Genomic DNA, 14,632 nt, shown 5'->3' on the forward strand with positions numbered 1-14,632 from the left:
GCCGAGGCCAAGGCGCTTTGCGAAAACGCAAAGCAGATCAAACGTGCGGCCCCTATCCTTGTCGTTCCAACCAAAGTGTCCACCCAGGAGATTGCATGTTGACAGGTACGTATGCCATGGTGGCCCTCTCGCTCGAACATAATCAACTGCAGGCTGAGGTACTTGCCCTGCAGCAGCAAATTCAGGACGATTTCCTTTACCAAAGCACGCTGTCGGACGCAGCGGTCAGGCGCTGCTGCGCCGAGCTGGGCCGCCTGCTGCGCCAGTGCCAGCAGCGCAAGGCCACGCGCCACCTGTATCCGGCCCTGCGCGGCCAGGGCGCGGGCCAGGCCCTGCTGGCCCAGGCCGAGGCCTGGCAGGCGGCGGCTCAGGCGGCCCTGCGCGACGCCGAAGCGGCCAGCGGCGCCGCCAATGCGGCGGCCGTCAGCGCCCGCTGCGCCTGTCTCGATACGGTCTGCAGCGCGCTGCTCGAACGCCTGACGCTCGAAGAACAGCATCTGCTGCCGCTGGCGCGCGCCCGCCTGTCGGAGGAGTGCTGGTTTCAGCTGGCCCACCAGATGCTGGCCGAGGCCGCCGCCACCCCGGGCGGGGACGGCCGCGCCGCCGCCCGCACCGCCGCTGCCGCGCGCGCATCGATCTGAGGCCTGTGCGCCCCGAGTGGCGCGCTTCTTGATATGATTGTGCTTTCACTATTGGCTGCACGTCATGTTTGAATTCCTGAAGCGCGACACGGACCCGACCGAGGGCACACCGGCGCCCGCCGCCGACAGTGCCAGCGCACGCGCCCAGCAGGCGGAACAGCTCAAAACCCTGGCCGGGGACGAGGCCGCTGCGGCCGCCTTCGTGCTGCGTTCCGAGTTTTCCGAACTGCGCCTGGCTGCGGCCGAGCACATTCACTCGCGCGCCCTGCTCGAGCAGGTCCACGCCGCCATCCGCAATACCGACCGCCGCGTGGCCAAGCTGCTCCAGGGCCGGCTCGACGCGCTGCGCCACCACGACATCGAAATGGCGCGCGGCCAGGCCTGCATCGCCCAGGCCCAGGCCCTGCTGGCCGATGACAAGCTGACGCCCAACCGCGTGGCCGAACTCGATCAGCAATGGTCGGTCATCGCCGCGCCCGAGCTGGCGCCCGCCTACCAGGCCGTGCATGCGGCCCTGTCCGCGCGGATCGAGGCCCAGGTGGCCCTGCAGCGCGGCGTGATCGACCAGCTGGCCGAGCTGCGCAAGCTGGCCGAACGCCTGCCCGAGCCCGCGGCGCGCGCGGCCCGCCTGGCCGAGCTGGGCGGCGCGTTCGAGGCGGCCCAGACCGCGCCCGAAGCCGCCAGCCTGCCGCGTTCCCTGCGGCAGGACTTTACCGCCGAGCTGGCACGCCAGCAGGCCTTGTTGGCCGCACCGGCCGCGCCAGCCCCGACCGAAGCGCCCGCCGCCGCGCCGGCGCCGGCCGCCGAGAAGCGTCCGCCCAAGCCGCCGCGCGCCGCGCCGACCGAGGCCACGCTGGCCTTCCTCGGCACGCTCGAGGGCCTGGAAACGGCCCTGAAAGAGGGCCATCTGCACGTCGCCGCCGATCTCGACAAAGTGCTCAAGGACATGAAAGGCGTGCACCTGAGCGCCGCCCAGCACGAGCATCTGGCCGCCGTCCGGGCCGAGCTCAAGCGCATGAACGACTGGGCGCGCTGGGGCGGCAATATCTCGCGCGAAGAACTGATCAAGGCAGCCGAACAGCTGCAGCAGGACAAGCCGGCCATGGCCGAACTGGCCAAAAAGGTCGGCGCCCTGCGCGAGCGCTGGAAGGCGCTCGACGCCCAGTCGGGCCATGCGCCCAAGGGTTTGTGGGAGCGTTTTGACGCCGCCTGCACCAAGGCCTATGCCCCGGCCGCTGCCCACTTCAAGCAGCTGGCCGAAGAGCGCCACGCCAATGCCGAGAAGGCGCGCGCACTGTTGAGCGCCGCCCAGACCGAGGCCGCCAATGCGGGCGCCGACTGGCGCCACTTGGCCGGCAGCGTCACGCGCCTGCGCCAGGCCTGGCAGCGCCTGGGCCCGATCGACCGCAAGGAAAAGAAAAAGCTCGACACCGACTTCGCCGCTGTCATGGCCGTGCTGGAGCAGCCGCTGGCGTCCCAGCGTCAGGCCGAACTGGCCGAACGCGAAGCCCTGATCGCCGAAACCGAGGCGCTCAAGCCGGGCGAGCGCCACACGCTCGACGCCATCCGCCGCCTGCAGGAACGCTGGCAGGAGCGCGCGCGTGCTTTGCCGCTCGAACGCAAGGACGAGCAGGCCCTGTGGCAGCGCTTCCGCGCCGCCTGCGACAAGCTGTTCAACGCGCGCAAGCAGCACGCCCACGCGGCCGACGCCGAGCGCAAGGACCATCTGAAAGCCAAGGAAGCCTTGTGCGCGACCCTGGAAGCGGCCGCCGGCGACGCCCAGGCCGCGCGCATCCTGCGCGAGGTGGCCGAGCAGTGGCGCGCCGTCGGCCCGGTGCCGCGCGCGGCCGAGGCGCGGCTCGATAAACGCTATCAGGCCGCCGTCGGCGCCATTCAGAAGCAGCTGGACGCCGCGCGCCGCCAGGCCAGCCTGGCCCAGGCCAGCGCCGTGCGCGACAAGCTGCGCCTGGTGCAGGCCCTGGAAAACGCCATCGCCGAGGGCGGGGCGGAAGACGACTGGGCCGGCCGCTGGGCCGCGCTGGCGCCGCTCGGCGGCGAACTCGACAAGCTGCTGCAGGCCCGCTTCGATGCCGCCCTGGCCGCCTGGAATGGCGCGCGTGACGCCTATGCCGCCACCCTGCGCGCCAACCGCGAGCGTCTGCTGCAGGACGTGCTGCGCCTCGAGATCGTGGCCGGCGTCGATTCCGGTGCCGACTTCGCGCGCGAGCGCCTCAAGCTGCAGGTCGAAGTGCTGCAGTCCTCGCTCAAGTCGGGCCAGAAACCGCTGGCGCCGGCCGCCCAGCTGCTCAAGCTGGCGGCCACGCCGGCCCTGACCGACGCACGCACCGCCTCGCGCATCGAACAACTGTTCCGCCGCGTCGGCAAGGACGGTAAATGAAGCGGGTGCAGGTTCAGACCGAGGATTTTGATCTGACGGCCGAACTGGCCGCCCTGCGCGCCGGCGATGCACGCGTGGGCGCCGTCGTCAGTTTTGTCGGCACCGTGCGCGACATGAACGAGGGCGCCAGCGTCGCCACCATGGAGCTCGAGCACTACCCGGGCATGACGGAAAAGGCGCTGGAAGCCATCCTGGACGAGGCCCACCAGCGCTGGCAGCTGTATGGCGCCAGCGTGATCCACCGCGTCGGCCCGCTGCGGCCGATGGACCAGATCGTGCTGGTGGCCGTCAGCAGCGCCCACCGCGGCGAAGCCTTCCAGGCCTGCGAATTCATCATCGACTACCTGAAGACCGACGCGCCGTTCTGGAAAAAAGAGCAGACGCCCGCGGGCGCGCGCTGGGTCGATGCGCGCCTGAGCGACGACAGCGCCAAGGCCAAATGGGGAACGGCATGAGCTGGCTGGCGGTCGGCCTCGGCGCGGCCCTGGGCGCCTGGGCGCGCTGGGGCCTGGCCCTGTGGCTGGGCGCGCTGCACGCGAATATCCAGATGGGCACCCTGGCCGCCAACCTGATCGGCGGCTACCTGATCGGCTTTGGCCTCGGCTTCTTCGGCGGCCACCCAGCGCTGGCGCCCGAATGGCGCCTGTTCGCCATCACCGGCTTCCTCGGCGGGCTGACCACCTTCTCCAGTTTCTCGGGCGAGTCGATGGTGCTGCTCCAGCGCGGCGAGTTCGGCTGGGCGCTCCTGCATTCGGGCCTGCATCTGCTGGGTGCGCTGGCCTGCTGCTTCGCCGGACTGGCGACCTACAAAGCCCTGAGCTGAACAGGGTCTTGAATTCGCCGCAGGGCGGCCTTATGTTGTGTAGTAACGACATCAAGGAGCTTAGCCATGCGGCAAGACAAACTGACCACCAAACTCCAGGAAGCCCTGGCCGACGCCCAAAGCCTGGCCGTCGGCAGCGACAATCCTTACATCGAGCCGGTTCACCTGCTGGCCGCCTTGCTCAATCAGGACGACGGCGCCGCCCGCTCGCTGCTGCAGCGTGCGAACGTCAATGTCGGCGGGCTGGCCCAGGCCCTGAAGGGCGCGATGGAGCGTCTGCCCAAGGTGTCCGGCACGGGCGGCGAGGTGCAGGTCAGCCGCGAATTCGTGGCGGTGCTCAACCTGGCCGACAAGGAAGCCCAGAAGCGTAACGATAAATTCGTCTCGAGCGAGATGGTGCTGCTGGCCTTCGCCGACGATAAATCCGAAGCCGGCAAGCTGGCGCGCGAGCATGGCCTCAACCGCAAGTCGCTCGACAGCGCCATCCAGGCCGTACGTGGGGGCGAGGGCGTGCAGTCGCAAGACGCCGAAGGCCAGCGCGAAGCCCTGAAAAAATTCACCCTCGACGTGACCGAGCGCGCCCGCCTGGGCAAGCTCGATCCGGTGATCGGCCGCGACGACGAAATCCGCCGCGCGATCCAGGTGCTGCAGCGCCGTACCAAGAACAATCCGGTGCTGATCGGCGAGCCGGGCGTGGGCAAGACCGCCATCGTGGAAGGCCTGGCCCAGCGCATCGTCAATGGCGAAGTGCCGGACACGCTGAAGAACAAGCGCGTGCTCTCGCTCGACATGGCGGGCCTGCTGGCCGGCGCCAAATACCGCGGCGAGTTCGAGGAACGCCTGAAAGCCGTGCTGAACGAACTGGCCAAGGATGAAGGCCAGACCATCCTGTTCATCGACGAGATCCACACGATGGTCGGCGCCGGCAAAGCCGAAGGCGCCATGGACGCGGGCAATATGCTGAAGCCGGCACTGGCGCGCGGCGAGCTGCATTGCATCGGCGCGACCACGCTCGACGAATACCGCAAGTACATCGAGAAGGACGCCGCGCTCGAACGCCGCTTCCAGAAAATCCTGGTCGAGGAACCGAGCGTGGAGGCGACCATCGCCATCCTGCGCGGCCTGCAGGACAAGTACGAACTGCACCACAAGGTGGAGATCACCGACCCGGCCATCATCGCCGCGGCCGAACTCTCGCACCGCTACATTACTGATCGCTTCCTGCCCGATAAGGCGATCGACCTGATCGACGAAGCGGCCTCGAAGATCAAGATCGAGATCGACTCCAAGCCGGAGGTGATGGACAAGCTCGAACGCCGCCTGATCCAGCTGAAGATCGAGAAGGAAGCCGTCAAGAAGGAAAAAGACGAGGCCTCCAAGCGCCGCCTCGAACTGATCGATGAGGAGATCGCCCGCCTCGAACGCGAGTACAACGACTTCGAGGAAATCCTCAAGGCCGAAAAGGCCGTGGTGCAGGGCTCGACCCACATCAAGGAGGAAATCGAGCGCGTCAAGTTCGAGATGGAGGAAGCCAAGCGCCAGTCGAACTGGCAGAAGGTGTCGGAACTGCAGTACGGCCGCCTGCCCGATCTGGAAGCGCGCCTGAAAAAGGCCGAAGCCTCGGGCGAGGGCGCCGAGCAGGCCAAGCCGCGCCTGCTGCGCACCCAGGTCGGCGCCGAGGAGATCGCCGAGGTGGTCTCGCGCGCGACCGGCATTCCGGTCTCGCGCATGATGCAGGGCGAGCGCGACAAGCTGCTGCACATCGAGGACGAGCTGCACAAGCGCGTGGTCGGCCAGGATGAGGCAATCACCGCCGTGGCCGATGCGATCCGCCGTTCGCGCGCCGGCCTGGCCGATCCGAATCGTCCGTATGGCAGCTTCATGTTCCTCGGCCCGACCGGGGTCGGCAAGACCGAACTGTGCAAGGCCCTGGCCAGCTTCCTGTTCGACAGCGAGGATGCGCTGATCCGCATCGACATGAGCGAATTCATGGAGAAGCATTCGGTGTCGCGTCTGATCGGCGCGCCGCCGGGCTATGTCGGCTACGACGAAGGCGGCTATCTGACCGAGGCCGTGCGCCGCAAGCCCTACAGCGTGATCCTGCTCGACGAGGTCGAGAAGGCCCACCATGACGTGTTCAATGTGCTGCTGCAGGTGCTCGACGACGGCCGCATGACCGATGGCCAGGGGCGCACGGTGGACTTCAAGAACACCGTCATCGTGATGACCTCGAATCTGGGCTCGCACAAGATCCAGTCGATGGACACGGAAGATCCGGCCTTGGTCAAGCTCTCGGTGATGGCCGAGGTGCGCGGCCACTTCCGGCCTGAGTTCATCAACCGGATCGACGAGATCGTCGTCTTCCATGGCCTCGATGAGAAGCATATCGGCAGCATCGCCAAGATCCAGCTGGCGAATCTGGAAAAGCGCCTGGGTGCGATGGAGATGCAGCTCGACCTCTCGGACGCTGCTCTGCAGAAGATCGCCGAAGCCGGTTTCGATCCGGTGTATGGCGCCCGTCCGCTCAAGCGCGCGATCCAGCAGCAGATCGAGAATCCGATCTCGAAGCTCATCCTGCAGGGCAAATACGGCCCGAAGGACACGATCCACGTCGCGGTCGACGGCGGCGAGCTGCGCTTCAGCTAAGCGCGAATACAGGGCGGGCCTGCGGGTCCGCCCTTATGCCGTCTGGCGTGCGAAAAAGCGCGACGGCGGCTCGCCGAAGGTCTTTTTAAACATCGCGCTGAAGGCCGACTGGCTGGCATAGCCGAGTTCCTGCGCCACCCGCGCCAGCGGCAGGCCGCGCGCGATCAGCGGCGCCGCATGGGCCAGCCGCACCTGCTGGCGCCACTGGGCAAAGCCCATCCCCAATTCCTTGTCGAACAGGCGCGCCATCGTGCGCTCTGAGGCGCCGGCGCGCGTAGCCAGTTCGGCCAGCGTGGCCTCGGTGCCGGGCGCATCGAGCAGCACCTGGCACAGGGCCTGCAAGCGTTTATCGCGTGGCATCGGCACGCGCAGCGGGCGTGTGCGCGAGCGCGCCAGCTCGTCCAGCACCAGATCGGCCAGCAGGGCGGCGCGGCGGTCCTCGTCCTCGCACTGGCCGAGCGCCAGCATGGCCTCGCGCAGCAGCGGACTGACGGCGACGGCCACGCATTCTTCGCCGGCGAACAGGGCGCGGCTCGGGTGCACGCACAGCACGCGCATCTGGGCCGGACCGAGATTGGCGACCGTGTGCTCGATGCCGGGCGCAATCCAGATCGCGCGCTCGGGCGGCACGATCCAGCTCGACCCGGCCGCCGTCACCCGCATCACGCCGGCGCGCGCCCAGGTCAGCTGGGCATAGCTGTGGCGGTGCGGACGGATGGCGCCGGCCTCGCGCAGATCGCGTGCGCCGGGCCGCACGGGCTGGGCCAAGGTGGGGCCATCCTTGTCATCGCGGATGCGGGTATCGGTCAGTATGGTCAGGGCCATGCTTTGGCGGTTTGGCGATAAAGATTGTCATTCTAGTGTGAATCGGACGCCGCCGTTTTTTCTACACTATGCCGGTCCCCCTACCGGAGCAATGCATGAAACAGTTGTCGCAGGATGCGCGCGTGATCGGCGTGATTGGCGTGGCGCATGGCGTGTCCCACTTCTTCCATCTGATTCTGGTGGCCCTGTTCCCCTGGATCCGGCCCGCCTTTGCCCTCAGCTATGCGGAACTCGGTCTTTTGATGACGGTGTTCTTTGTCGTCTCCGGCATCGGGCAGGCGCTGGCCGGCTTTGTGGTCGACCGGGTCGGCGCGCTCAAGGTGCTCATGGCCGGGCTGGCCTGTCTGGCCCTGAGCGCCCTGGTGCTGGCGGGGGCGGCCTCGTATCCGATGCTGCTGCTCGGCTCGCTGTTGGCGGGCCTGGGCAACAGCGTGTTCCATCCGGCCGACTACAGCCTGCTGAACCACCATGTGTCCAAGCCGAATCTCGCGCATGCGTTTTCCGTACATGGCATCAGCGGCAATCTCGGCTGGGGCTCGGCGCCCCTGCTGCTGGGCGCTGTGGCGGCCGTGGCCGGCTGGCGCGTGGCCCTGCTGACGGCAGCCGCTCTGCCGCTGCTGATGCTGGTGGTGCTGGCGGCCGAACGCGCGCGCCTGGAGTTCGCGCCGGTCGCCCATGCGGCAGGCGGGCAGGGCGGGGCGCTGGCCTTTCTGCGCCTGCCGGCCGTGTGGATGTCGTTCGGTTTCTTTTTCCTGACGGCGGCGGCGCTGTCGGGCATCCAGGGTTTCGCCTCCAGCGCGCTGGTTAGCACCTATGGCATCAGCCTGGCCACGGCCACGGCCGCGTACTCGGGCTATATGTTCGCCTCGGCCGGCGGCATGGTGGTGGGCGGCTTCCTGGCGGCGCGCGCCCGCAGCCACGACCGCACGATCGCCGGCGCCTTCACCCTGGCGGCCCTGCTGGCCCTGCTGCTGGCCAGCGCCACTGTGCCGGCCTGGTCGGTTGTGCCCCTGCTGGCCGTGATCGGCTTTGCCTCGGGCGTGGCCGGTCCCTCGCGCGACCTGCTGATCCGCGCCGCCGCGCCGCGCCATGCGACCGGGCGCGTGTACGGCGTCGTGTATTCGGGCCTGGACAGCGGCCTGGCCCTGGGGCCGCTGGCTTTCGGGCTGATCATGGACGGCGGCCATCCGCACTGGGTGTTCATCGGCGTGGCCCTGTTCCAGTTTCTGGCGATCGCCACGGCGGTCGGGGTTGGCTCGGAGGGACGCGCGGCCGCCGTGCAGAAGGCTTAGAATCGGCACAAACCTTTTCACCTACCAGGAGCCACCATGTCTTTTGCCACCACCGACCTGTGCGACGACCACCCCGAACTGCTCGAGGACGGCCGCCTGCTCGTGCTGCCACCCGTGTTCAAGCACTGGGGCCAGCACCGGCGTTTCTGCGGCCCGATCACGACCCTGCGCGTGTTCGAGGACAACGCCCTCGTGCGCGCCACCCTGGAAGCGCCCGGGCACGGCCATGTGCTGGTGATCGATGGCGGCGGCAGCCTGCGCCGCGCCCTGGTTGGCGGCCAGCTCGGCCTGCTGGCGCAGAACAATGGCTGGGCCGGCATCGTGATCGACGGCTGCGTGCGCGACACCGATGAGCTGAATGCCTGCGCGGTCGGCATCCGCGCCTTGGCCGCGATTCCCCAGCGCAGCGCGCGCCAGGGCGTGGGCGAACGCAATGGCCGCATCAGCGTGGCCGGCGTGGCCGTCAGCCCCGATGACTGGTGCTATGCCGATGCCGACGGCATCCTGATTGCGCGCCAAAAGCTCGCCTGAGTGGCGGCGATACAACAGACGGGCCGCGCAGTTTTAGAGGCTTTCCTCCAAATTTTCTTCAAAACGGGCCCGCGCGGCCCGTTTTTTCATCTGTTGAGATCGCGGTTTCATATCGTGGAATATGCAGCATGGCGATCCGCTGTTTTGCTTCCATTTTGAGAAATGGTGTTTCGTATCATGGGATAGAAAAATTAAGTCATTGAAAAATAACGAAATAAATTTACTTGTATGTCTTATATAAGACTATTGCTGCGACGCGCAAACAGGCCTAGGATATCTCTAACGGATTTCATTTCTTGATTCATCTGCCTCAAAGGAGAAGACCATGGCGACTCGTGAACAGCAAATTGCAGCCCTCCAACATGACTGGGACACCAACCCGCGCTGGAAAGGCGTGAAGCGCAACTACACGGCGGCGGACGTGGTGCGTCTGCGCGGCTCCCTGCAGATCGAGCACACGCTAGCCAAGCGCGGCGCCGAGAAGCTGTGGAACCTGGTCAACAACGAGCCCTTCGTCAACGCCCTCGGCGCGCTGACCGGCAACCAAGCCATGCAGCAGGTGAAGGCTGGCCTGAAGGCCATTTACCTGTCCGGCTGGCAGGTGGCGGGCGACGCCAATCTGGCGGGCGAAATGTATCCCGACCAGTCGCTGTATCCGGCCAACTCGGTGCCGATGGTGGTCAAGCGCATCAATAACACCTTCCAGCGCGCCGACCAGATCCAATGGTCGGAAGGCAAAGACGACATCGACTTCTTCGCGCCCATCGTGGCGGACGCCGAAGCCGGTTTCGGCGGCGTGCTGAACGCATTCGAACTGATGAAATCCATGATCGAAGCGGGCGCCTCCGGCGTGCACTTCGAAGACCAGCTCGCTTCCGTGAAGAAGTGCGGCCACATGGGCGGCAAGGTGCTGGTGCCGACCCGCGAAGCCTGCGAAAAGCTCAACGCCGCGCGCCTAGCCGCCGACGTGATGGGCACCTCGACCCTGGTCATCGCCCGTACCGATGCCGAAGCGGCTGACCTGCTGACCTCGGACGTGGACGACAACGACCGTCCGTTCTGCACGGGCGAGCGCACGGTGGAAGGCTTCTACCGCGTCAAGCCGGGCCTCGAGCAGGCCATCTCGCGCGCCCTGGCCTATGCCGAGTACGCCGACCTCGTGTGGTGCGAAACCGGCAAGCCGGACCTGGCCTTCGCCAAGGCCTTCGCCGACGCCGTGCACGCCAAATTCCCGGGCAAACTGCTGGCCTATAACTGCTCGCCCTCGTTCAACTGGAAGAAAAACCTGGACGACGCCACGATCGCCAAATTCCAGAAAGAACTCGGCGCCATGGGCTACAAGTTCCAGTTCATCACCCTGGCTGGCTTCCACTCGCTCAACTACGGCATGTTCAACCTGGCCCACGGCTATGCCCGCCGTCAGATGTCGGCCTTCGTCGAGCTGCAGGAAGCCGAATTCGCCGCCGCCGAGAAGGGCTTCACCGCCGTCAAGCACCAGCGCGAAGTCGGTACCGGCTACTTCGATGCCGTGACCCAGACCATCCAGCAAGGCCAGTCCTCGACCACGGCCCTGCACGGTTCGACCGAGGATGAACAGTTCTTCGATAAGAAGGTCGCCTGAGTCTGCTGATTCAGCGTTTGTCCGTCAGCTGTATGTTGCGCCACCGCGCCTTGCGCCCGGTGGCGCTTTTTTTGCGGGATAATGCCGGTTGAATCCTAGAAACCGGAACCCGTATGCTTTCTTATCGCCACGCCTTCCACGCGGGCAATCACGCCGACGTCCTCAAGCACTTTGTGCAGATGCAGCTGCATCACTATCTGAACCAGAAGGACGTGGCCTACACCTATGTCGATACCCATTCCGGCGCTGGCCTGTACGCGCTGGACGGGCGCGACGCCAGCAAGACGGCGGAGGCCGAGACCGGCATCGCGCGCCTGTGGGGGCGCAGCGATTTGCCGCCGGCCCTGGCCGAATACGTCGACCTCGTGCGTGCGCTCAATCCCAGCGGCAAGCTGCGCTACTATCCGGGCTCGCCCTATGTGGCCGAGCGCTGCGCGCGCGAGCAGGACCGCCTGCGCCTGTTCGAGCTGCATCCGGCCGACGTCAAACTGCTGGGCGATAACTTCCGTCAGCTCGACAAGCATGCGGCCGAGCAGGGCCAGCGCCCGGCGCGCGGCAAGCGTGTGCTGATCGAGCACGGTGACGGCTTTCTCGGTTTGAAGGCGCAGCTGCCGCCGCCCTCGCGCCGCGGTCTGGTGCTGATCGATCCGCCGTATGAAGTAAAAGACGATTACAAACGCGTGTTGACCACCTTGCAGGATGCGCTCGGGCGTTTTTCGACCGGCACGTATGCGGTCTGGTACCCGGTGCTGCAGCGGGTCGAGGCGCGCCATTTCGCCGACCGCCTGAAGACCCTGCCGTGCAAGGAATGGCTGAACGTCAGCCTGGCCATCTCCGGCCCGATGCCGGATGGTATCGGCCTGCACAACAGCGGCATGTTCATTCTGAATCCGCCCTATACCTTGCAACCCCTGCTGAAGGAAGTGCTGCCTTATCTGGTCCAGGTGCTGGGACGCGATGCGGGCGCCGGTTTCGTGCTCGAAAGCGGCACGCCGCTGCCGGCCACGCGCATGGCGCCCGGGGCCGCACGCCCCGGTCAGCGAGCACAAGCTGGGCGTCCTGTCAATTCTCATAAGTCAACAGGCTTTGCCACGCGTGCAAAAAAAATAGTACCCAAATGAAATTGTTGAGTACTTTTCGGTAGTATAGTTTCGTTATTACGGACCTAAAACGTCCAAAAATACACAACGATGCTAGGTACTTAGGGGGTTTTACATGTCGAATGGGGCACCGGCTGCTACCGCGGAACCGGAAAAACTGTCTGACGACTTCTTTTTGGCGCGCCAGCCGATCCTGGGCCGCGACCAGATGCTGGTGGCCTTCGAGTTGCTGTTCCGTAGTGCGAATGTCAGCACCTCGGGCGTGACCGATGATGCCACCGCGACCGCCTCCGTGATTTCCCATGCCGCCCAGCTCGGCATGGATCATGTGGTCGGTCAAAACCGTGCCTTCGTGAATGTCGATGCGGTGGTGCTGCAAAGCGACTTCATCCGCTTCCTCGATCATGAGAAGGTCATTCTGGAAATCCTCGAGACGGTCAAGGCGACCGACGAGGTCATCGCCCGCGTCCGCGAGCTGAAGGAGCTCGGCTTCGTGTTCGCGCTCGACGATGTGATCAGCGCCTCCGAGGACGTGAAGAAGCTGCTGCCCCTGGTCGATGTGATCAAGGTCGACCTGATGGGCGTCAACGAAGCCCAGCTGACGGCCCTGGCGCGCGTGTTCAAGGGCTCGGGCAAGAAGCTGCTGGCCGAGAAGGTCGAGACGCGCAAGGACTTCGAAACCTGCAAGGCGCTCGGTTTCGACTATTTCCAGGGCTATTACTTCGCCCGTCCGGTTGTGCTGACCGGGAAGAAGATTGCGCCCTCGCAGATGGCCATCATGGGCCTGCTCGATCTGATCAATTCGGACGCCGACACCAAGGACATCGAACTGGCGGTCAAGCGCGACCCGCTGATCAGCATGAACCTGCTGCGTCTGGTGAATACGCCGGCCGCCGGGGTCAGCCGCAAGATCGATTCGGTCGCCCAGGCCCTGATGGTGTTGGGCCGCAAGCAGCTGCAGCGCTGGCTGCAGATTCTGCTGTACGCCCAGCCGGGCGGCAATGTCGAGTTCACCTCGCCGCTGCTGCAGCTGGCCACCACCCGTGGCAAGCTGCTGGAACTGATCGTGCTCGAAGTGACGGGCAAGAAGCAGCAGGCCGAGACTGCCTTCACGGTGGGCATCATGTCGCTGATGGACACGCTGTTCTCGATGAGCATGCCCGACATTTTGAATACCGTCGCCGTCACCGACGAGGTGCGCGAAGCCCTGGTCAGCCGCGGCGGTCAGCTGGGCGACATGCTGACCCTGATCGAACTGCTCGAAGGCACCCACAAGAGCCCGCAGCTGAAGGATGTCATGGACCGCCTCGGCCTGTCGCCGGTGCAGGTGCGCGACATCCAGCTGGCGGCCTTCAACTGGGTCACCGAGCTGTCGCAGGAAGTGCAGTAAGCCGCTTCAGGCCAGCAGCAAAAAGACGCTCGGCTTCTTGTGGAAGTCGGGCGTTTTATTTTGGGCCAGATCGGCCTTCCAGCGCGCCGCGCTCTGGGTGCGGATGGTCTCGCTCGGCAGGCTGATGTCGGTGGCCACGCACAGCAGGGTGCTGCCCTGGCAGTGGCTGGCCAGGGCCTCGAGCATGGCGCCATTGCGGTAGGGCGTCTCGATGAAGAGCTGGGTCTGCTTTTCGGCGCGCGAGCGCTGTTCGAGTTCCTTGATGCGCTTGGCGCGCAGGGCGGCATCGGTCGGCAGATAGCCGTGGAAGGCGAAGCTCTGGCCGTTCAGGCCCGAGGCCATCAGGGCCAGCAGCAGCGAGGAGGGGCCGACCAGCGGGCGCACCGGAATGCCATGCTGGTGGGCCAGGCGCACCAGGTCGGCGCCGGGATCGGCCACGGCCGGCACCCCGGCCTCGGACAGCAGGCCGGCGTCGTGGCCGGCCAGCAGCGGGGCCAGCAGGGCGGCGAGGGCGGCCGGCGGGGTGTTCACGTTCAGCTCGCCCATCTGGATCTCCTGCAGCGGGCGCGCCAGCGGCTGCTTGGCGCCGACCAGCTTCAGGAAGGCGCGCGCCGATTTGGCATTTTCGACAATGAAATGCGAGAGGCTGGCGGTCTGGGCCAGCACCAGCGGCGGCAGCACGCTGTCGAGGTCCTCGGTGGCGCCGAGGGTGTTCGGGATCAGATACAGGGTTCCGGTCATGGTCAGGCGCTAAAGAAGGGCATGCCGGCGCGGCGCAGCATGCTGGTCAGGGCGATCAGCGGCAGGCCGGTCAGGGCGGTCGGGTCGCTGGTGTCGATGGCGGACAGAATGGCGATGCCAAGGCCTTCGTTCTTGGCGCTGCCGGCGCAGTCGTAGGGCTGCTCGAGGCGCAGGTAGGCGTCGAGTTCGGCGTCGGGCAGGTCGCGCACGGTCACAAAGGTCTGCACGTTCTCGCGCTGCAGGGTGCCGCTGCAGCCGTCCCACAGGCACAGGGCGGTGTGGAAGGTGACGCGCCGGCCGCGCATCATTTGCAGCTGGGCCAGGGCGCGCGCATGGTCGCCCGGCTTGCCGATCTGGATGCCGTCGAGCGTGGCGACCTGGTCGGACCCGATCACCAGCGCGCGCGGCGCGCGTGCGCCGACCGCGCGCGCCTTGGCCTCGGCCAGGCGCAGGGCGGTGGCCTCCGGGGCCTCGTCGGGCAGCGGGGTTTCGTCGACCTCGGGCAGCATGACTTCGAAGGGCAGGCGCAGGCGGCTCAGAAGTTCGCGGCGGTAGGCCGAACTCGAGGCCAGGATCAGGCGGGGCAGGGCAGGCATCAGAAAGTCTTTGACTCGGCAGAAGAAA

The 14,632-nt window shown here is 66.4% G+C and carries 13 protein-coding genes; 10 read left to right on the plus strand and 3 right to left on the minus strand.

Annotated features, from left to right (window positions below; genetic code table 11):
* Positions 1 to 95: 95 nt before the first annotated feature.
* The 5 genes from LZ005_RS03255 (at position 96) to clpB (ending at position 6,508) form a co-directional block, all read left to right on the plus strand.
* Complete coding sequence (locus LZ005_RS03255) at positions 96 to 641, plus strand: hypothetical protein (protein ID WP_237804618.1); 546 nt, start codon at positions 96 to 98, stop codon at positions 639 to 641.
* Positions 642 to 705: 64 nt separating this feature from the next.
* The gene (locus tag LZ005_RS03260) at positions 706 to 3,039 is read left to right on the plus strand and encodes a DUF349 domain-containing protein (RefSeq protein ID WP_237804620.1); all 2,334 of its coding nucleotides are present in this window, start codon (positions 706 to 708) and stop codon (positions 3,037 to 3,039) included.
* Positions 3,036 to 3,494 carry a molybdopterin synthase catalytic subunit MoaE gene (moaE, locus tag LZ005_RS03265; protein ID WP_237804622.1) on the plus strand — a complete coding sequence of 153 codons (459 nt, stop codon included), beginning with the start codon at positions 3,036 to 3,038 and terminating at the stop codon, positions 3,492 to 3,494. Before LZ005_RS03260 ends, moaE begins: the two co-directional genes overlap by 4 nt.
* Positions 3,491 to 3,862, plus strand: coding sequence for a fluoride efflux transporter CrcB (crcB, locus tag LZ005_RS03270; protein WP_237804624.1), 372 nt, complete (start codon positions 3,491 to 3,493; stop codon positions 3,860 to 3,862). The genes moaE and crcB overlap by 4 nt, the downstream gene beginning before the upstream one ends.
* Positions 3,863 to 3,928: 66 nt before the next feature.
* Positions 3,929 to 6,508, plus strand: a complete 2,580-nt coding sequence (gene clpB, locus LZ005_RS03275) for an ATP-dependent chaperone ClpB (protein ID WP_237804626.1) — start codon at positions 3,929 to 3,931, stop codon at positions 6,506 to 6,508.
* Positions 6,509 to 6,541: 33 nt separating this feature from the next.
* Here the strand turns inward: clpB and LZ005_RS03280 are convergent, their stop codons facing one another.
* Positions 6,542 to 7,333: a helix-turn-helix transcriptional regulator gene (locus LZ005_RS03280; RefSeq protein ID WP_237804628.1), complete on the minus strand. Its 792-nt coding sequence runs from the start codon at positions 7,331 to 7,333 to the stop codon at positions 6,542 to 6,544.
* 95 nt (positions 7,334 to 7,428) lie between these two features.
* Between LZ005_RS03280 and LZ005_RS03285 the strand changes: the two genes are divergently transcribed.
* The 5 genes from LZ005_RS03285 (at position 7,429) to LZ005_RS03305 (ending at position 13,267) form a co-directional block, all read left to right on the plus strand.
* Positions 7,429 to 8,625, plus strand: coding sequence for an MFS transporter (locus LZ005_RS03285; protein WP_237804630.1), 1,197 nt, complete (start codon positions 7,429 to 7,431; stop codon positions 8,623 to 8,625).
* Positions 8,626 to 8,661: 36 nt separating this feature from the next.
* The gene (gene rraA, locus LZ005_RS03290; protein ID WP_237804632.1) at positions 8,662 to 9,156 is read left to right on the plus strand and encodes a ribonuclease E activity regulator RraA; all 495 of its coding nucleotides are present in this window, start codon (positions 8,662 to 8,664) and stop codon (positions 9,154 to 9,156) included.
* Positions 9,157 to 9,481: 325 nt separating this feature from the next.
* Positions 9,482 to 10,777 carry an isocitrate lyase gene (aceA, locus tag LZ005_RS03295; RefSeq protein ID WP_237804634.1) on the plus strand — a complete coding sequence of 432 codons (1,296 nt, stop codon included), beginning with the start codon at positions 9,482 to 9,484 and terminating at the stop codon, positions 10,775 to 10,777.
* A 113-nt stretch (positions 10,778 to 10,890) separates the two neighbouring features.
* Entirely contained in the window at positions 10,891 to 11,898 is a 1,008-nt protein-coding gene (locus tag LZ005_RS03300; RefSeq protein ID WP_237804636.1) for a 23S rRNA (adenine(2030)-N(6))-methyltransferase RlmJ, read from the plus strand.
* Between the two features lie 94 nt (positions 11,899 to 11,992).
* Positions 11,993 to 13,267 carry an EAL and HDOD domain-containing protein gene (locus LZ005_RS03305; RefSeq protein ID WP_237804638.1) on the plus strand — a complete coding sequence of 425 codons (1,275 nt, stop codon included), beginning with the start codon at positions 11,993 to 11,995 and terminating at the stop codon, positions 13,265 to 13,267.
* 6 nt (positions 13,268 to 13,273) lie between these two features.
* On the opposite strand, the gene LZ005_RS03310 is transcribed toward LZ005_RS03305, so the two are convergent.
* Both LZ005_RS03310 and LZ005_RS03315 read right to left on the minus strand, forming a co-directional pair.
* A complete protein-coding gene (locus LZ005_RS03310; protein ID WP_237804640.1) occupies positions 13,274 to 14,008 on the minus strand; it encodes an SAM-dependent methyltransferase in 735 nt (244 codons plus the stop codon).
* A 2-nt stretch (positions 14,009 to 14,010) separates the two neighbouring features.
* A complete protein-coding gene (locus tag LZ005_RS03315; RefSeq protein WP_307727763.1) occupies positions 14,011 to 14,604 on the minus strand; it encodes a Maf family nucleotide pyrophosphatase in 594 nt (197 codons plus the stop codon).
* Positions 14,605 to 14,632: the final 28 nt, after the last annotated feature.

This window comes from Massilia sp. TS11, from assembly GCF_022012445.1.
Lineage (GTDB): Bacteria > Pseudomonadota > Gammaproteobacteria > Burkholderiales > Burkholderiaceae_D > Telluria.

Bases quoted from the DNA above. Each gene is read 5' to 3' on its own strand.
- LZ005_RS03255 (WP_237804618.1), top strand. From the start codon at position 96: ATGTTGACAGGTACGTATGCCATGGTGGCCCTCTCGCTCGAACATAAT.
- LZ005_RS03260 (WP_237804620.1), top strand. From the start codon at position 706: ATGTTTGAATTCCTGAAGCGCGACACGGACCCGACCGAGGGCACACCG.
- moaE (WP_237804622.1), top strand. From the start codon at position 3,036: ATGAAGCGGGTGCAGGTTCAGACCGAGGATTTTGATCTGACGGCCGAA.
- crcB (WP_237804624.1), top strand. From the start codon at position 3,491: ATGAGCTGGCTGGCGGTCGGCCTCGGCGCGGCCCTGGGCGCCTGGGCG.
- clpB (WP_237804626.1), top strand. From the start codon at position 3,929: ATGCGGCAAGACAAACTGACCACCAAACTCCAGGAAGCCCTGGCCGAC.
- LZ005_RS03280 (WP_237804628.1), bottom strand. From the start codon at position 7,333: ATGGCCCTGACCATACTGACCGATACCCGCATCCGCGATGACAAGGAT.
- LZ005_RS03285 (WP_237804630.1), top strand. From the start codon at position 7,429: ATGAAACAGTTGTCGCAGGATGCGCGCGTGATCGGCGTGATTGGCGTG.
- rraA (WP_237804632.1), top strand. From the start codon at position 8,662: ATGTCTTTTGCCACCACCGACCTGTGCGACGACCACCCCGAACTGCTC.
- aceA (WP_237804634.1), top strand. From the start codon at position 9,482: ATGGCGACTCGTGAACAGCAAATTGCAGCCCTCCAACATGACTGGGAC.
- LZ005_RS03300 (WP_237804636.1), top strand. From the start codon at position 10,891: ATGCTTTCTTATCGCCACGCCTTCCACGCGGGCAATCACGCCGACGTC.
- LZ005_RS03305 (WP_237804638.1), top strand. From the start codon at position 11,993: ATGTCGAATGGGGCACCGGCTGCTACCGCGGAACCGGAAAAACTGTCT.
- LZ005_RS03310 (WP_237804640.1), bottom strand. From the start codon at position 14,008: ATGACCGGAACCCTGTATCTGATCCCGAACACCCTCGGCGCCACCGAG.
- LZ005_RS03315 (WP_307727763.1), bottom strand. From the start codon at position 14,604: ATGCCTGCCCTGCCCCGCCTGATCCTGGCCTCGAGTTCGGCCTACCGC.